This window comes from Sandarakinorhabdus sp. (assembly GCF_032115815.1).
Taxonomy (GTDB): Bacteria; Pseudomonadota; Alphaproteobacteria; order Sphingomonadales; family Sphingomonadaceae; genus Sandarakinorhabdus.
In genome coordinates this window covers 1-14159 of the sequence record NZ_JAUMBI010000200.1, presented here as the reverse complement: position 1 = coordinate 14159, position 14159 = coordinate 1, and the positions used below count along the sequence as shown (strand labels likewise).

Here is a 14159-nt window from a genome sequence, read left to right as displayed (position 1 = left end):
GTTTACGGATCGCATTTCGCCGAGGATCTGGAAGATGCCCGCCGTTTTGGCTGGCATATCGAGGCCAAGCGCTTTGATTGGCCGGTGCTGCGCGACAATGTGGCGGCCGAGGTCGATCGGCTGAACGGCCTGTATCAGAACACGCTCGACAACAACAAGGTCACCACCCTGCTGGGCCATGCCCGACTGATCGATGCCAACACGGTCGAGGTTGAAGGCCAACGCCACACCGCCGGCACCATCCTGATTGCCAGCGGCGCGCGGCCCTTCATTCCTGATATTCCGGGCGCGGAGCATGGCATCACCTCGAACGAGGTGTTCCACCTGCCCGAACTGCCAAAGCGCATGGTCATCGCCGGCGCCGGCTATATCGCCACCGAATTTGCCGGCGTGTTCCACGAACTGGGTGTGGACGTCACTCTGATCAACCGCAGCGACACCATCCTGCGCGGCTGGGAGCCGGCACTGGCCGATCGCCTGTTGCAGATCAGCATGGCCAAGGGGCTGAATTTCAAGCTGAACTGCCGGCTGGAACGGGTTGAAAAGACTGAAGCCGGCCTGGTGCTGCACTTCGCCGATGGCAAGACCATGGAAACCGATGTCGTGCTGTGGGCACTGGGCCGGGTGCCGAATGTCGAAGGCCTCGGGCTGGAGGATGTGGGTGTTGCGCTGAACGAGAGGGGCGCGATTGCCGTGGACGCGGACAATCGCACCAATGTGCCCACCATCTTTGCCGTTGGTGACGTGACAGACCGCGTGCAACTCACCCCCGTGGCCATCCGCGAGGGGCACAGCTTTGCCGATCGACAGTTCGGGGAGAAGAGCTGGCACGTGGATTACAACGCCATCCCCTCGGCGGTGTTTTCCAATCCGCCGCTGGGCAGCGTGGGCATGACCGAAGCCCAGGCCCGCAACGCCTATGGCCAGGTGAAGATCTTCACCTCTGATTTCCGGCCGATGAAGAATGTGCTGGCCGGCCGCAATGAACGCGCGCTCTACAAGCTGGTGGTGGATGCCGCGACCGACCGCGTGGTGGGCGCCCACATGATCGGCCCGGATGCGCCGGAGATCTTGCAGGCCGTCGCCATTGCGGTGAAGGCCGGGCTGACCAAGGCGCAGTTTGACGACACCATGGCGCTGCATCCGACGATGAGCGAGGAGCTCGTCCTCATGCGGTGACTTGCTCACCATGGTGATTTGCCGCAAAGCAGCTGCGCTATGACCAAGAACTGGACCCCCGACAGCTGGCGCGCCTGTGAAGCCCGGCAATTGCCCACCTACCCTGACGCCGCGGCGCTGCACGCGGTGGAGGCCGAGCTGCGTTCCTACCCGCCGCTGGTGTTTGCTGGTGAAGCGCGCGACCTGACGACACGGCTTGCCGATGCCGCGGCCGGCAATGCCTTTCTGCTGCAGGGCGGTGATTGCGCCGAAAGCTTTGCCGAGTTCCACCCCAACACCATCCGCGACACCTTCCGGGTGCTGCTGCAGATGGCGGTCACCCTCACCTTTGCCAGCAAGATGCCGATCGTGAAGGTGGGCCGCATGGCCGGCCAGTTCGCCAAGCCGCGATCGGGTGATTTTGAAGAGATCGATGGCGTGTCGCTGCCCAGCTATCGCGGCGACAATGTCAACGATATCGACTTCACCGCCGAAGCGCGCATGCCCAACCCGCAGCGGATGATCCGCGGCTACATGCAATCGGCATCAACGCTGAACCTGTTGCGGGCGTTTGCCAGCGGCGGCTATGCCAACCTGCACCAGGTGCACAAATGGAACCTGGATTTCGCCGCGCGCAGCCCCTGGGCCGAACAATATGCGCAACTGGCCGACCGCATCGGCGAGGCGCTGGACTTCATGGAAGCCATCGGCTTGTCGCCCGACACGGTGCCGCAACTGAAGGGCACCAGTTTCTTCACCAGCCACGAAGCGCTGCTTCTGGGGTATGAAGAGGCGATGACCCGGCAGGACAGCCTGACCGGCGACTGGTACGACACCTCGGCCCATATGCTGTGGATTGGCGACCGCACGCGCTTTGCGGGCAGCGCGCATGTGGAATTCCTGCGCGGCGTGGGCAACCCGCTGGGCCTGAAATGCGGGCCGAGTTTGGAGCCGGATGACCTGATCCGCCTGCTCGATACGCTGAATCCAGCGAATCAGCCGGGGCGAATCACCCTGATCACCCGATTCGGCCATGACAAGGTGGAAGCCCATCTGCCCCGACTGATTCGCGCCGTGAAGCGGGAAGGACGCCATGTTTTGTGGAGCTGTGATCCGATGCACGGCAACACGATCAAGGCCGCCGGGGGCCTGAAAACGCGTCCGTTCGACCGGATTCTGACTGAGGTGACCGGCTTTTTCGCTGTCCACCGCTCGGAAAACACCCATGCCGGCGGCATCCATCTGGAGATGACCGGGCAGGACGTCACGGAATGTACGGGGGGAGCGATCGCCATTTCCGATGAGGGCCTTGCCACCCGCTATCAGACCCAGTGCGATCCCCGCCTGAATGCCAGCCAAAGCCTTGAGATGGCGTTCCTTATTGCCGAAGCCCTGAAAGCCGAACGCGAGGCCCTGGCGCACAGCGCCGCTGCCTGAATCGTCCCCTGAAAACCCCGAAGCGGCCGCGCCCGGCCAGCCTTGATTGGCTGGCCGGGCTTTCCTTTTGGGCCTCGATTTTCCGCACGACCGTTCAGGCTCTGGTCAGGAAAATTTAGTAATTCCACATCATGAGTGATTAACGAACATCGTTGATGAAGATTCATCACGAGAATGCTCTGTCGTTTACATTTCTAACACCAATACGGACTAAGCAACCCGTGAAACCGGATGTTCCAGTGTTTCGGGACATTTGGTTAACGAAAAGTTTTTCTTTGGGTTTCTTAGCCCAAGTAAAGACTTCGTTACTAGTTGCTTGGCGTAACCCCGTGTTCATCATTTTGTTGTGTGCGTTAACCGCAGTAAAGTTTGCGTTGCGCACGTGGTCTGAGAGGGTCAACCACGATGTCTCTGTTTCTCAACCGGATTGCAGTTGAAGATGGGCCGGCAATTGCCCAGTATGAAGTAGCCGGCGACGATCAGATGGCCATCGGCACCCTTGGCGTTCGCGATGGCGCGCCGGCCGTAGCCGCGCAGGCAGCCCGCCCGGCGACCGAACTGCTGGTGCAGTTTCGCCCCGGCGCCAGCGCCGCCGATCAGGCCTTGGCGATCAGCAATGCCGGCGGCAGCGAAGCCAGCGTGATCCGCAGCGCCGCCGATGGCGATCTGCTGCTGATCAAGGTGGGCGGCGGACGCAGCGCCGAAGCGGTGATGGACGCGCTGGCCAACAATCCCAATGTGGCCTTTGCCGAAGCCAATTCGGCCATCGCCGTGCAGGGCAGCAATGACACGCGTTATAGCAACGGTGGCCTGTGGGGCATGTATGGTGACACCACCAGCCCGGCCAACCAGTTCGGCAGCCAGGCCGGCGAGGCCTGGGACCGCGGCTTTACCGGTTCCACCAAGACGGTGATTGGCGTGATCGATACGGGTATCGATTACACGCACGCCGATCTCTATCTCAATATCTGGCTCAATCCCGGCGAAATCCCGAACAATCTTGGCCTGGTTGATACCGACGGCGACACGCTGATCACCTTCCGCGATCTCAACAACGTGGCCAATGCCGGCGCCGTGCGTGACGTCAACGCCAATGGCCGCATCGATGCCGGCGATCTGCTCAACGATACGCGCTGGGAAAACGGCGTCGACAATGATGGCAACGGCCGCATCGACGATCTGATCGGCTGGGATTTCGTCAACAACGACAATGATCCCATGGATGGCAATGGCCATGGCACCCACGTTGCCGGCACCATGGGTGCCATCGGCAACAACGCGCTGGGCGTGGCCGGGGTGAACTGGGCGGTGCAGATGGTTGCCCTGAAGTTCCTGCCCGACAGCGGTTCGGGCAGCAGTGCAGCGGCCATCAGCGCCATCGATTATTACACCAATGCCGCCAAGGCCCATGATGCCGGCGCCGGCAATTATGTTGGCACCAACAACAGCTGGGGCGGCGGCAGCCAATCGACGGCGATGCTGGATGCCATCGTGCGCGCCGCCCGCCAGGATCTGCTGTTCGTTGCCGCTGCCGGCAATGGCGGCAGTGATGGCGTGGGCGACAACAACGACAGCGTGGCGTATTTCCCCACCAACTATTCCACCCTGGCCGCCGCCGGATGGGAAGCCGTGGTCGCGGTGGCCAACATCACCTCCACCGGTGCCCGTGCCGGCTCGTCGAACTTCGGCAAGCTCAACGTGGATATTGGCGCGCCGGGCAGCTCGATCGTGTCGACCACACCGGGTGGCAATTATGCGGCTTACACTGGCACGTCGATGGCCGCTCCGCACGTCATGGGCGCGCTCGGCCTGCTCAGCAGTGCCAGCGAAGGCCTGACCGGTCCCCAGCTGCGCGCGGCGCTGCTGAACAGTGCGGAAGCAACAACGTCGCTGACCAACATCACGGTCTCCAATGGCCGTCTCGACGTCAACGATCTGATCACGATCGGCTTGGGCGATACTCCGACCCCGACGCCGACCCCGACGCCGACCCCAACGCCCACCCCAACGCCCACCCCGACACCGACGCCAACCCCGCCGCCGTCTCCCGACCTGGTGATCTATGGCACCGACGGCTCGGAAACGTTGACCGGTGGCGCTGGCAACGACATCATCTCCGGCGTATCGCTCGCCAGCACGAAGATCGGCAGCCGTACCGTGGACGTGATGACCGGCGGCGCTGGCAATGATCTCTTCATCCTGGGTGATGCCCGCGGCGTGTTTTACGACGATGGCCGCAGCAACAACCAGGGTTTTGGCGATTATGCCCGCATTACCGACTTCACCGAAGGTGATCGGGTGCAACTGGCGCCGGGGACCTATTTCCTGAGTGCCGGCACTGCCGGCGGCTTCAGCGGCATGCGGATCTTCTTCGACAGCAACGGCAACGGCCGGTTTGACAGCCCCGACGAATTCGTCGCGATGGTGCAGGGCAGCAAGACGCTGACCATGGCCGATATCGTGTTTTCGACGGCAGCGCCGCCGCCACCACCGCCGCCGCCGCCCGAACCAGATCCACAACCGAGCAATGTCGTTTACGGCACTGACAGTTCGGACAAGGCCATCATAGGCTCTTCGGGTAACGACATCATCTCCGGCCTGCCGACCACAAGCACCACGCTGGGTAGTTTCACCTCCGACATTATGACGGGTGGCCTCGGCAATGATGTGTTCGTGCTCGGCGACGGACGCGGCGTGTTCTACAATGATGGCCGTGCAACCATGAATGGTGCCGGCGACTATGCCCGCATCACCGACTTCAGCGAAGGCGATCGTGTCCAGCTGCTGGCCGGGAACTATTTCATGAATACCGGAACCGTAGGTGGCTTCACCGGCACACGCATCTGGTGGGACAGCAACAACAACGGCGTGTTCGAGACGTTCGATGAACTGATCGCGCTTGTTCAGGGCAGCAAGACCGTCACGGCGGCGGATTTCATCTTCGTCGCACCCGGCTCTACTGCGGTGGGCGATATCGATCCGGTTGGGATTGAAGCGAGCATCGTCGATTTCGGGGCCTTTGCACCGGCGGGCGACGGCGACATCCTCGCCGCCTTTGGCAGCGGGCCGACATGGTTCAACGATCTGGGTTCCGCCCAGCTTGGCTTTGCCCCTCTGCAACTACAGAATATCGCAATCGCTTAACGGGTCACGGCGCACGCGCCGTGCGGGGCGAAGGCCGGTCGGGGACGCCTGACCGGCCTTTTGCCGTTCCGGCCTGTCGCTTCTGGCAATGGCGGCCACGCTATAGGCCCGCAATGATGCCGGGTCTGCAAACAGGATCCGCACATGACATTACCGCTGCCCAACGCGTCGCATGATCTTTCCGGCCAACTGGCCATTGTCACCGGCGCTTCGTCAGGGCTTGGCGCCCGCTTTGCCCGGGTCCTCGCGGCCGCCGGCGCCAGCGTGGCGCTGTGCGCGCGCCGCACCGACAAGCTTGATGCGCTGGTGGCCGAAATCGCTGCGGCGGGTGGAACGGCCCGGGCCTTTCAGATCGATGTCGCTGATCAGGCGCAATGCCTGGCGCTGGCCGAAACGGTGGAAGCCGCGATGGGGCCGGTGTCGATCCTGATCAACAACGCCGGTATTCCCGATGCGGCCCGCGCCCACAAGCTCAGCCCCGAACTCTACAACCAGGTGATGGCGGTGAACGTCAACGCGCCGTGGCTGCTCTCCACCAGCCTCGCCGCCCGCCGCATCGCCGATGGCAAGCCGCTGCGCATCGTCAACATCGCGTCGATGGCGGCCTTTGAATACCAAGGCCATGGTGCCGCGCTGTACAGCATGACCAAGGCCGCCGTGGTGCGCATGACCGAGGTTTTGGCGGTGGAATGGGCGCGCTATCCGATCAACGTCAACGGCATCGCGCCCGGCGCCTTTGCCAGCGAGATGATGGACGGGATGTTGAGCCGCATGGGTGACATCACGCAGCATTTCCGCCGCAAGCGGCTGGGAGATCCGGCGATGATGGATTCTACCCTGCTCTACCTTGTCGCCCCGGCCAGCGAGGCGGTGACCGGCACGGTGATCAAGATCGACGACGGGCAATCGAACAGGTGAGCGGCATGACCTATGAAACCATCAGCATCGAACAGCGCGGGCCGGTTGACTGGCTGACGCTGAACCGCCCCGACGCGCTGAACAGCATCAACAACCAGATGGTGGCCGATCTTTCGGACTATTTCGGTCGACTGTTCAACGCCCGTCACACCCGCATCGTGGTGATGAAGGGCGCTGGCCGCGCCTATTGCGCCGGGTTGGATATCAAGGCGCAGGGCACGCAGGAAGCGCCCTTCGCCGGCGGCTTCGGCTTTCAGGGCTGGCTGGCGGACGTGTATGTGAAGATGCGTCGCTGCCCGCAGCCAATCATCAGCCTGATCCACGGCGCGGCCTGTGGCGGCGGTTTCGCTTTCGCTCTGGCCAGCGACATCCGCATCGCGGCACAATCCGCCCGCATGAACGCCGCCTTCATCAAGCTGGGGCTTTCCAGCTGCGACATGGGCACATCCTATTTTCTGCCACGGCTGGTGGGTGCCAGCCTGGCCGCCGAACTGATGATGACCGGCCGCTTCATCCACGCGGACCGCGCACTCGCCACCGGGCTGGTGAGCCAGGTGGTGCCCGATGCCGAGCTGGAAGCGGCGGGTGAGGCTTTGGTGGCCGAAATGCTCGCCACCTCCCCCATTGGCTTGCGGATGACCAAGGAAGGCCTGGGCTTTGCCATCGACGCGCCCAGTCTGGAAGCGGCGATCGCGCTGGAAAACCGCAACCAGCTGATGTGCGCGGCCAGCGATGACTTCAAGGAAGGCTTGGCAGCGTTCCTGGAGAAGCGCCCGCCGAACTATTCGTCCTAGGCGCCGATGCGGGCGATCAGGCCGATGGGATCGCCCGTTTTCACCTGATCCCAGCGCTTCAACGCCGCTTCGCTGCAGTAACGGCTCTCGCCCAGATCGGCACGATGGGCACCCTGCGCGGCTGGCAGGCCGGTGCGCACGCTGCCCGTGGCCAGTGCCACCACCACCCGCACCGGGCCGGCGCGGGTTTCGATGAGGCCGCACACGCCGGGCAGGCCCTCGCCATCCAGACCCGACAGCGGCGCCAGCAGCGTGGCGTTGGCATGGCCAGCAGCGTGCAGCATGGCTTCAGCACGACGGGCGGCGAGTTGTTCTGGCCCGGGTTCCGGCGCGCAGGCAGCCAAGGGCAATAGAAGCAGGATCAGGCGACACATGGCGAGCGTGATAGCAGATGGCAGAGCGCCCTGCCCTGCCGACACGTCGTCGCGGGGGGTCGGCGGGATTCGGCGCGTTCAGGCTGGCTGGCTGGCCATTTTCTGCAGCATTTCACCCATCATCTGATGCACCATCTGGATGGCCTTCAGCGGGCGCACCATCACCTTGAAGTGGGTGATCTGGCCAGCATCATTCCAGGTGATCATGTCGATGCCATTCACCTTGATGCCATTGATGGTGTTGGCAAATTCCAGAATGGCGCTGTTGGCGTTCATCCACTCGCCGCGATAGGTGAAGCCTTCACCGCCCAGCACCTTGTCGGCACTGGCCAGATATTTGAACACGATCTCGCGACCTTCCTGCGGCGTGTGCACCACCGGACTTTCGAACACGCAATCGGGATGCAGCATGTCCCACAACGCCTGGTGGTTGGGGTTCTTGATGTGGGCATGCCAGCGGGCGAGATTCTCGGCTGTGGTGGGCATGGTCAGGCTCCTTTGCGGCAGAGCTTACTGCAAACACCCGGACCCGCCACCTCTTGGCAGAGGGAGGGGGATTACTCTGCCGCTTCCGGCCGGAACACCGCTGCGCCGGGCAGTTCTTTCACTTGGGCCGAACCGCGCTTTTCGCGCACCCACTGCATCACGCTTTCGATGCCCAGATAGACGACGGGCGTGATGAACAGGGTGAGCACCTGGCTGACAACGAGGCCACCCAGCACGGCGATCCCCAGCGGCTGCCGCAGTTCGGCGCCGGCGCCAATGCCCAGCGCCAGCGGCGCGGCACCGGCCATGGCGGCAAAGGTGGTCATCATGATCGGGCGGAAGCGCTTGGCAGCGGCTTCGCGGATGGCATGGGCCGGAGTCCAGCCATGCGCCCGCTGCCCTGCCAAGGCAAAATCGATCATCATGATGGCGTTCTTCTTCACGATCCCGATCAGCAGCACGACGCCGATAATGCCGATCACGTCCAGCGGCATGTCGAACAGCCACAGGAACATCACGGCGCCGATACCCGCCGCCGGCAAGCCGGAAAGGATGGTGATCGGGTGGACAAAGCTTTCATACAGCACGCCCAGCACGATGTAGATGACGATGATCGCCGCCAGGAACAGGATCGGCATCGATTTGGTGCTGGCTTCGAACTGTTGTGCATTGCCGCCCAGTGCGCCCGAAACGCTGGCAGGCTGGCCGATTTCCACCGACGCCGCATCGATGAGCGGTTTCACTTCGCTCAACGCCACGCCAGGCAGCAGGTTGAACGACAGGGTAACGGCCGGCAGCTGGCTCTGGTGCGAGATGGTGAGCGGCGCACCTTCCACCCGCGTGCGCGACACTGCCGAGAGCGGCACCAGCGCGCCGTTGCTGCCGCGCACGTTCAGCCGACCGATGGCATCAGGGTTGGTCTGATCCTTGGGATCGATTTCCATGATCACCTGATAATCTTCGGCGTCTGTATAGATGCGGCTGATCTGCTGGTTGCCGTAGGCGGCGAGCAGCACGCGACGCACGGCTTCGACCGGCACGCCAAGCCGAGCGGCGGCATCACGATCAACTTCGACAAAGGCCTGCCGGGCGCCACGCTGATAATCGCTGTTCACGTCCACCAGCCCGGGGATGGTGCGCATCCGCTGTTCGAGGCGGGGGGCAAAGGCGTAGAGTTCATCCTTGTCCACGGCCGAAATGGTATATTGATAGTTGGTCGCGGACGGCCGGCCACCCAGCTGCAAATTCTGCTGCACATTGGGGAAGGCGGAATAGCCCGGGATACCAGCGGTTGCCTTGCGCAGGCGGGCCAGCACGGTTTCGATGTCGTCGCGCTCGTCACGCGGTTTCAGCGGCGCAAAGATGCGACCGCTGCCCGAACCGCCCATGCCAAGGATGGCGTTGACGCGGGCGACGGCGGGATCGTTCTGGACATTGCGGGCAGCAATGGTGTGCTTCTTGGCCATTTCCTCATAGCCCAGATCGGGCGCACCTTCGGTGCCGAAGAACACCACGCCGGTGTCTTCCGACGGGAAGAAGCCCTTGGGCACGGCCATGAAGCCCCACACCGCCACCGCGACAGAGGCCACGGTGAGCCCGCCGATCACCTTGCGGTGCTGCAGCGACCAGTCGAAGGCTTTCAGGTAACGTGCGGTCAGGCGGGCAAAGGCGGCCGTGGTGATGCGCGCCACCCGTCCCGGCTGGTGGTGGCCGGATTTAAGCAGGCGCGCCGCCACCATCGGGATCAGCGTGAGCGACAGCACGGCCGATACCGCGATCGAGATGGTCATGGTGACGGCAAATTCGTTGAACAGCCGGCCGATGATGCCACCCATGAACAACAGCGGGATGAACACAGCCACCAGGCTGACCGAGATCGAGACAACGGTGAAACTGATCTCGTTGGCGCCGATGATTGCGGCGCTGCGCGGATCTTCGCCGTCTTCGGTGTGGCGCACGATGTTTTCCAGCACCACGATTGCATCATCGACCACGAAGCCGGTGGCCAGAGTGAGCGCCAGCAGCGACAGGTTGTTGAGCGTGAAACCGAAGAAATACATGCCGGCAAAGGTACCGATGGCAGCCACCGGCAGAACGATGGCCGGAATGAAGGTGGCGCGCGCATCGCCCAGCACGAGGTAGATCACCAGGATGACAAGGAAGGCTGTGCCCACCAGCGTCGCCTGCGCGTCGAAAACGCTTTCGCGCACCGATTCAGAGCGGTCGAGGATTTCACTGATATCCACCGAAACCGGCATGGCTTCCCGTACGGACGGCAGTACTTCGCGCACCGAATCCACCAGCTTCACGACATTCGCCCCGGGCTGGCGGCTCACCGCCACGGTGAGCGACGGTTCGCCGTTGAAACGCGCACCGCCGCGCAGCCGTTCATAACTGCTGATCACGCTGGCCACATCGCCCACCCGCACCGGCAAGCCATTGCGGTTGGCGATGATGATGTTGGCAAATTCCGCCGGCTTTTCGAGTGTGCCGGAGGCATCGAGCACATAGTTGCGCTCACCCCCGGTGATCGAGCCGACGGCGATATTGCTGTTGGCCGCAGCCACGGCCGTGCGCAGATCATCCACGGTCAGGTTGCGCGCCGCCAGCGCGGCCGGATCGAACTGGATGCGCACCGCATAGCGGCGATCACCATAGGTTTGCACCTGGCCAACGCCCGGCAGCGTGGAAACCCGCGGCACCAGCAGATTATCAACCAGCGTCTGCAGATCATTGAGGGCCCGTGTCTTGTCGCGCACCGAAAGGATGATGACGGGTGAATCAGCCGGGTTGATCTTGCGGAAACTTGGCGGGCTGGGCATTTCCGGTGGCAGCCGGCGGGTGACCGCCGACAGCACCGACTGCACGTCGAGCGCGGCGGAATCGATGTCGCGATCCAGCGCGAACTGGACGGTGATCTGCGTGGAGCCTGTGCTGCTGGACGACAGCACTTGTTCGATGCCGGCAACGGTGGAAAGCTGGCGTTCGATGGGCGTTGCCACCGATGCCGCCATGATGCCGGGGTTGGCACCGGGCAGGCTGGCTTCGATCTGAATGGTGGGCAGATCAACTTCCGGCAGGGCCGAAACCGCCAACTGGCGATAGCCGAACAGGCCGCCGAACACGACCGCAAGTGTCAGCAATATGGTGGCGATCGGCCGCTCGACGCAAAGGCGGACGAAACCCATCAACCAGCGCTCCCGGACGGCGCGGCAGGTCGATCGGGACCAGCGGCCATCTGGGGCTTGCCCCCGGAATCTTTCGACCCCTTCAGGCGCACGCTATCACCTTCCTTCAGCCGGGCGAGTGCATCGACCACCACCTGCTCACCGGGCTGCACGCCGCTGGCAAGATAGACCTTGCCGCGCAGACGACCCGCAACTTCAACAGCACGCATCTCGACCTTGCCACCCGGGCCTTTCGCACCCGGCGTCTTGGCCGCGCCAGCAACTGCCCACACGAAGGGCGCGTCGCGGCCCGTTTGCACTGCGCCTTCGGGCAATGCGATGTACGCCGTCGCGAGCCCCAGCGGGAATTCGACATCAACAATGGCGCCCGGCCACAGAATGTCGCCTTCATTGCGGAATTCGGCACGAGCCGCCACGCCACCGTTGCCCGGATCGATATTGTTATCCAGGAACACCAGGCGGCCGGTGGCCAGCACCTCGCCGCTTTGCCGGTCGCGCGCCACCACTTTGCCGCCGCCACCAGCCTGCATGGCGCGCGCCTGCTGCACATTGCCCGCCGGCACCAGGAACCGCACATGAATGGGGGAAATCTGGTTGATCGTCACCAGTGCCGTGGCATCGCCCTGGCGCACGGTGGCACCGCGACGGAAGCCAAGCTCACCCGTGCGACCGGAAATCGGCGCGGTAACGGTGAGGAACGACAATTGCACCTGCGCTGATTGCAGCAGCGCCCGGTTGGTTTCGATCTGGCTGCGCGCCGACCAGGCATTGGCCCGAGCCAGATCGCGTGCAGCGGCCGATACGAAGCCCTTGGCCACCAGCGCTTCGGCGCGGTTGAAATCCAGCGTGGCGCGGCGCTCGGCGGCAATGGCCCCCTTCAGTTCGCCCTCTGCCTGGGCCACGGCGGCCCGGGCCTGGCGGGAATCGATGCGGAACAGCAACTGGCCAGCGCGGACATTGTCGCCCTCCTTGAAGGCGATGCCCACGATCTCGCCATCGGCGCGCGGACGCACCGCCACGCTTTGGCTGGGGGTAACGGTGCCGAGCGCCAGCAGCGTGGGCGCGAAATCTTCCATCGCCGCGATCTGGGTCGAAACGAGTTGCGGCGGCCGCTTGCTGCCGCCGGGTTTGCCGCCGCCAGCGCCGCTGTCCTCGCCGCTGGAACAGGCGGCAAGCAGCAATGCGAGCGCAAGCGCGCCGCCACGGCGGAAGAAGGGGGAATCAATGTTCATCGTCTTGCAGTCCAAACCCTTACGCGCTGCCCAGAGGAATCCCCCGTTGGGTTTTCCCATACATTTTGAGCAGGCCGTGCGTTATGCGGCTTTGGCGCTGAGTGCAAATACGTCGTTGCCGCACATGACCGTATCTGGGCGGATCAGGCGCGCAGTTTCCAGCCCGATTTCACCACGCGATAGCACAGGAACCACAGCGCGATGTTGACCAGCGCCAAAAGCAGCGCCGATTGCCCGAGCGGCCCGTCCGACACCCCGATGAAGCCGGCACGGAAACCGTCGATCACGTGGAAGAAGGGATTGGCGTGGGCGATCACCGCCACCGTCGGCCCAAGCCGTTCAACAGCGTAAAAGGTGCCCGACAGCAAGGTGAGCGGCTGAATGACGAAGTTGGTGGCCGCCGCGGCATGGTCGAACTTGTCTGCCCACACACCCGTCAGGATGCCGAGCAGCGCCAGCAAAATTGCCCCCATCGAGCCGAAATAGATCACCAAGAGCGGATCCTTCACCGGTACGTTCACGCCTGGCGCAAGCGCCATTACCGCCCATACCGCCAGACCCACCAGCCAGGCCCGCGTGAGCGCACCGCCCACCCAGGCCAACATCAATTCACCGGCTGACAGCGGCGGCATCAGCACATCGATGATCGAACCCTGCACCTTGGCGACCAGGATGGAGGACGAGGTGTTGGCAAAACTGTTCTGGATCATGCCCATCACGATCAGACCGGGGCCGAGAAAATCGGCATAGGGCACGCCCAGAATCAATACGTTACCCCGGCCCAAGGCCACCGCAAAGATCACCAGGAACATCAGGGTGGTAACCGCCGGCGCCCAGATGGTTTGCAGCTGCACCTTGAAAAAGCGCCGCACCTCTTTCAGATAAAGGGTTTTCAACCCTTCCGTATTGAGCCGTGCAATTACGGGCACCCCGGGCTCCGGGTGTGCTGGCAGCTTGTTATCGGCGTGCATCATGGTTAGGGGCTTACGATTGCACGCGCGCCCTGCCAAGGGGTGACGCCGATTATCTGAGGGCAAGACACACCATGGCCTGGACCGACGAACGCATCGCAAAGCTCAAGCAGGGTTGGGAAGGCGGCATGACCGCAACCCAGATCGCCGAGCTGCTGGGCGAAGGCGTGACCCGCAATGCCGTGATCGGCAAGGCGCACCGGCTGGGCCTGGAAAGCCGGCCGTCTCCGGTGAAGGCGACGGACGCCACGCCGGCCCCGGCCCGCGCCGCGGCCGCCGCGCCTCCACCGCCACCGGCAGCCGCTGCACCGGCTCCCGCCCCGGCCCCGGTTGCTGCCAGTGCGCCTGCCATGACGCCGGCAGAGGCGCCTGCTGCGCGCCCGATCGCCAAGCCGGCCAGTGGTGGCGGCAAGGGCGGCAAGCAGACCCGCACCAGCCTGCTCGATCTGAACGACAA

Annotated in this window: 11 protein-coding genes; 6 read left to right on the top strand and 5 right to left on the bottom strand. The window is 63.6% G+C overall.

Annotation, left to right across the window (positions count from 1 at the left end; genetic code table 11):
- The 5 genes from gorA to RT662_RS11720 form a co-directional block, all read left to right on the top strand.
- Positions 1-1179: glutathione-disulfide reductase (gorA, locus tag RT662_RS11740; RefSeq protein WP_313670891.1), on the top strand; the 1179-nt coding region annotated here is incomplete at its 5' end.
- Positions 1180-1218: 39 nt separating this feature from the next.
- Positions 1219-2595, top strand: coding sequence for a class II 3-deoxy-7-phosphoheptulonate synthase (locus RT662_RS11735; RefSeq protein ID WP_313670890.1), 1377 nt, complete (start codon positions 1219-1221; stop codon positions 2593-2595).
- Between the two features lie 405 nt (positions 2596-3000).
- Positions 3001-5739: a S8 family serine peptidase gene (locus RT662_RS11730; RefSeq protein WP_313670889.1), complete on the top strand. Its 2739-nt coding sequence runs from the start codon at positions 3001-3003 to the stop codon at positions 5737-5739.
- A gap of 144 nt (positions 5740-5883) precedes the next feature.
- On the top strand, positions 5884-6657 hold the full coding sequence (locus RT662_RS11725; protein ID WP_313670888.1) for an SDR family NAD(P)-dependent oxidoreductase: 774 nt from the start codon (positions 5884-5886) through the stop codon (positions 6655-6657).
- A gap of 5 nt (positions 6658-6662) precedes the next feature.
- Positions 6663-7451 (top strand): enoyl-CoA hydratase/isomerase family protein, encoded by a 789-nt coding sequence (locus RT662_RS11720; RefSeq protein ID WP_313670887.1) that lies wholly within the window; start codon positions 6663-6665, stop codon positions 7449-7451.
- Here RT662_RS11720 and RT662_RS11715 read toward each other — a convergent pair.
- From RT662_RS11715 to RT662_RS11695, 5 genes are all read right to left on the bottom strand, one after another.
- Positions 7448-7735 (bottom strand): hypothetical protein, encoded by a 288-nt coding sequence (locus RT662_RS11715; protein ID WP_313670886.1) that lies wholly within the window; start codon positions 7733-7735, stop codon positions 7448-7450. The two genes, RT662_RS11720 and RT662_RS11715, sit on opposite strands and share 4 nt — an antisense overlap.
- A gap of 168 nt (positions 7736-7903) precedes the next feature.
- Positions 7904-8311 (bottom strand): nuclear transport factor 2 family protein, encoded by a 408-nt coding sequence (locus RT662_RS11710; protein WP_313670885.1) that lies wholly within the window; start codon positions 8309-8311, stop codon positions 7904-7906.
- A gap of 71 nt (positions 8312-8382) precedes the next feature.
- Entirely contained in the window at positions 8383-11499 is a 3117-nt protein-coding gene (locus RT662_RS11705) for an efflux RND transporter permease subunit (RefSeq protein WP_313670884.1), read from the bottom strand.
- A complete protein-coding gene (locus tag RT662_RS11700; protein ID WP_313670883.1) occupies positions 11499-12731 on the bottom strand; it encodes an efflux RND transporter periplasmic adaptor subunit in 1233 nt (410 codons plus the stop codon). The genes RT662_RS11705 and RT662_RS11700 overlap by 1 nt, the downstream gene beginning before the upstream one ends.
- Before the next feature lie 143 nt (positions 12732-12874).
- Positions 12875-13705 (bottom strand): ABC transporter permease, encoded by an 831-nt coding sequence (locus RT662_RS11695; protein WP_313670882.1) that lies wholly within the window; start codon positions 13703-13705, stop codon positions 12875-12877.
- A 71-nt stretch (positions 13706-13776) separates the two neighbouring features.
- Here RT662_RS11695 and RT662_RS11690 point away from each other — a divergent pair.
- Positions 13777-14159: GcrA family cell cycle regulator (locus tag RT662_RS11690; protein ID WP_313670881.1), on the top strand; the 383-nt coding region annotated here is incomplete at its 3' end.